Below are 884 nucleotides of genomic sequence, written 5' to 3' on the forward strand. Positions count from 1 at the left end.
ATTACACCCGGCGCGCCCATTTTCGAGGTTAACCTGCAAACAATCTCTTCCCATTTAAAGCAACAGTTACCTAAGTCATCTCGTTGTTCACAACCTGGTATATCAAAAGTAAACCCGACCGTTTGATTTTGCCTGTCAAGGTACATCATCTTATCAGGTATATATCTAGCCGTTATTGGTAGTAAATTTAAGAACAATAAGTTCCAGCAAAAGGTAACCAGTGGTATCCACCACTGAAAATTTTCACCTTCATCATAAAATGGAAGTGATAAGATACTAATTAATGTAATTAAGCTTAATACAGCTCCAATGGCCATTGGACCGAATAATATGGCTTTTATAGGGTTATTACCACAAGGGACAAGCTTGTATTTTTCGCGCTGATTTTCATATAACTTGTTCGTATCAAGCCAATCATATAAAAAACACAGGCCTTTAAATTCGTGATATATATTTTTTATACTACGATATTCAAAAAAACGATTAAACTTCGTTTTCTTTGGCATTATTCCAACACCAAAGTAATTATTGTTTTGCATCAGGTTCCTTTGCTTTAATAAACCTAGGCAGCATACACCGCCTAGGTTTGAATTCCTTTTCTGATTGTTAAAGAGCGGTTGGCTTGTAAACCTGTTTTTATTTAACCTGAATCACAAAAGTAAAATATTGAGCTCGTACGCACGTTTTATATTTTTCTCTAGCAATACGGGGTCATCACTAAAGGGCGCAATAACATAATTAACTTCATCCCTCGGGTACTCTTCTGTTGCATCACGATTTTCGTGATAAACATACTTATAGTTATTTTTTATGACAGGATCGAGCGGATACTTATCCATATAGGGACCAATTTTATCACCTCTCCATGTAACACTATTTCCCTT

At 35.7% G+C, this 884-nt stretch carries 2 pseudogenes; both read right to left on the minus strand.

The annotated features are described in order from the left end of the window. Positions 1-539, minus strand: a pseudogene (locus tag H5154_RS22875) (hypothetical protein); the annotation flags it as partial. Positions 540-650: 111 nt separating this feature from the next. Then, positions 651-884: pseudogene (locus tag H5154_RS22880) on the minus strand (hypothetical protein); the annotation flags it as partial.

This window comes from Pseudoalteromonas sp. SR44-5, assembly GCF_014163675.1.
Classification (GTDB): Bacteria; Pseudomonadota; Gammaproteobacteria; order Enterobacterales; family Alteromonadaceae; genus Pseudoalteromonas; species Pseudoalteromonas rhizosphaerae.